The sequence below is a fragment of the uncultured Bifidobacterium sp. genome (assembly GCF_963540075.1).
Taxonomy (GTDB): Bacteria; Actinomycetota; Actinomycetes; order Actinomycetales; family Bifidobacteriaceae; genus Bifidobacterium.
The window spans coordinates 1-3,005 of sequence record NZ_CAUTOG010000084.1 but is presented as its reverse complement, the minus strand read 5'-3'; the positions used below and the strand labels follow the sequence as shown (position 1 = coordinate 3,005).

The 3,005-nt window shown below is 67.9% G+C and carries 2 protein-coding genes; both read left to right on the top strand.

Going from position 1 to position 3,005, the window contains the following annotated elements; translation table 11 throughout:
• Window positions 1-1,869: peptidase (locus RWX87_RS06750; RefSeq protein WP_314688836.1), on the top strand; the 1,869-nt coding region annotated here is incomplete at its 5' end.
• Window positions 1,870-2,017: 148 nt separating this feature from the next.
• Window positions 2,018-3,005: aldehyde dehydrogenase family protein (locus RWX87_RS06745; protein WP_314688835.1), on the top strand; the 988-nt coding region annotated here is incomplete at its 3' end.

Below are 3,005 nucleotides of genomic sequence, written 5' to 3'. Positions count from 1 at the left end.
ACCCGCGTTGACGAGCTCTGGGAGGAATCGGCACGTCTGGCTCCTCTGGAGATCAGGGTCGAGCAGGTGGTCGGTGAGGGTTCCTTCAGCGGGTCGGTGAGGGTTCTGGTGGTCAATTCTCTGGGCGAGCCCGTGGTCGCCGTCCCCTATGAGGTGTCCCTGGACGGTCCTGCCTCCTTCGACGGCGGAGTCTCCGTCGTGACCGGGGTCTCGGCGGCGGATTGGACGGAGCATGCGTGGACGGCGGAGGACGCGGGGACGATGACCGTCGAGGCCTCCTTCTCCCGAGGGCGGGTGGAGCGGGCCGTGAGCTCGCAGGACTTCGTGCGTGTGGGATCCCCCTCCGTCGCGTCGGATATCGAGGTGTTCTTCGTCCGCAAGGATTTCGTTCCCTCCCTGGCCACCCGTGTCCCCGCGCGAGTCCTTGATCAGGGCTCCACGGTGGAGGACGAGGTCAGCGTGGGCGTGGTGGAGAACCCGGCAGGATGGGTCGCCGGGCTGGAGCTCGAGGCCGAGGGCTGGTATTTCGAGGGGCTTCCCTGGGGAATGTTCGGCGAGGGCGTCTCGCCCGATCCGGATGAGACCGCTCCCGAGTTCCTTGCCCGACTCGAGAACCGGGGGTTCGCCCCGGTGGGGTACGGCCGGGCCTTGTTCGCCTCCGCCGGTCAGAGCGTCACCGTGCAGGCGGTCACCGAGCCCGGTGGGACGACGCCATATCGGACTTCCGGCGCGGGTCTGGGCACATGGGTCTGGGCCTTCAGCAGGGAATCGCTCAGCGACGCCGCGGAGGACTTCGTGCTCGCGGATGTGGTCACCCCCTTCCTGGAGATGCCGGAGACCGTGTCGGTCCGTGCTCGGCCGACGGTGAAATCCTCGGTGACGGAGCATGAGGTACGGATCGGCGCCGAGATCGAGGACGTCATCACCGTGTCGGGCTTCCCTGACGACCATGGCTCCTTCGAAGGCGATGACGCATGGGATCTTGCCGCGGACGAGCCCGTCGCTCGTGTGAGCCTGTGGTGGGCGGGGGATGCGGACGATCCGTCGGCGACGGATTCCTTCCGTCCGGATGGACCGTCCGCCCCTGCCCAGGACGAGCATCATCGACTGGTGGAGACGTGGGAGTATCCGGCGGGCAACGGCGAGCTGCGGGTGGGCGGAGGTGCGCCCGACATCCACGGGAAGCCCGTCCGCATCATCGCCGAGGACCACGGCTGGTACGTCTTCGTCTGGAGCTTCGCGGGCGACGACCGGGTGATGCCGTCGTCCAGCGCCTATGACGACCCCTGGGAAAGGGTGCGCGTCGTACCGGCGGATGAGCCCGAGATTCCGGCCCTCTCCATCGTCACGGCCGTCGATCCGGAGCGGGTCCGCGTGAACGAGCCCTTCCATGATGTCGCCCGGGTGACCGGGAGCGTCCCGGCCGGGGCGACGGTGGAGTTCACCGCCTATGCGGCCGTGGGGCATGGCGAGATGCCCGGTCCCGACACCGACAGGCTGCTGGACGCCGCCCATGTGCGCATCGAATGCTCGGTCGCGTCCGAGGGCGATGCGAACGGAGCCGCCGACGACGGGAACGACGGTGAGGACTCCGTCTGCCTCGCCCGAAGCCCGGACGTGCGATCTCCTTCGACGGGTCTCGTGTTCTGGAAGGCGGCCGTGGTGTCGGCGGCCGGCGACATCCTGGCCTCCCATGAACTCGGAGTCCCGGGAGAGGTCGTCACCGTCACCGCGGTACCGGACGTCGCTCTACCCGTGACGGGGGCCGGCTCGGTCTGGAGGCATGTGCTGGTGGCGTCCGTGGTTCTGGCACTGGCCCTCGGGCTCCTTCTGCTGCGTCGAATGGTCGGTCGTCGTCCTCCTCGCTGAAATCGCTGACGCGCCCGAACGTTCCGTGTCGGCGGGACTGGTGGAGCGTGCAGCGCCAACAGGCGTGGACGTTACGGGCTGAGAATGCGGTCCGTAACGTCTGGCCCTGGATGAACGAGTACCGTTGATCGGCGAGGGCCGTGTGGCCATGGCAGGCACCGAAGCGGATCTGGAACCTCGTCGGGAGGAGGATCCGATGCACGGATGGGCGGGAGCTCGAATGGGCGACGGAACGATGGCCGATGATGTCGATCATGTCGGGGAACCGGATATGAGTCCGGGGGAAGTCCCTACGACGGATGTCGAAGAAACGCTCTCGGCATCGGCTCCTTCGAGCCCCCGCGAAGGCTTGCATATCGCCGTCGCCCGGTCTCGGGACCCGAGGCGTTCGGTCGCGGCGCTTCATCAGACGTTCCGATCGGGACGCACCAGGTCCCTGGGATGGCGGCGCTCGCAGCTGAAGGCCATGACGCGGATGCTGCGCGAGAACGCCGGCACCATCTGCCGGGCAATCCACGCCGATCTGGGAAAGCCCGCCGCCGAGGCGATGCTCATGGAGATCGATCTCGTTCTCGAGGAGATCCGCTTCATCCTTCCCAGACTGGGACGATGGACGGCCCGACGTCCGGTGCCGATGCACTGGCTGCTGCAGCCCGCGGCCGGCTGGACCGTCGCCGAGCCCAAGGGCGTGGCCCTGGTCATCTCGCCATGGAACTACCCGGTGCTCCTCAGCCTCGAACCCATGGCGGACGCCATCGCCGCGGGGAACTGCGTCTGTCTCAAGCCTTCGGAGCTCTCGCCGCGCACCAGCGCCGTTCTGTCGGAGCTCGTGAAACGCTATCTCGACCCCAGGGCCTTCGCCGTCATCCAGGGTGGACCCGACGTGGCCACCGAGGTCCTCGCGCAGCCCTTCGACCATGTCTTCTATACCGGGTCGGGCAGAGTGGGGTCGATCGTCATGGCCGCCGCCGCACGGCGTCTGACATCCGTGACCCTCGAGCTTGGAGGGAAGTCGCCGGTGTTCGTCGACGGATCCGCCGATCTCGAGGTCGCCGCTCGCCGCATCGCCTGGGGGCGCTTCATCAACGCCGGACAGACCTGCGTGGCGCCGGACTACGTCCTCGTCACGCCGGATG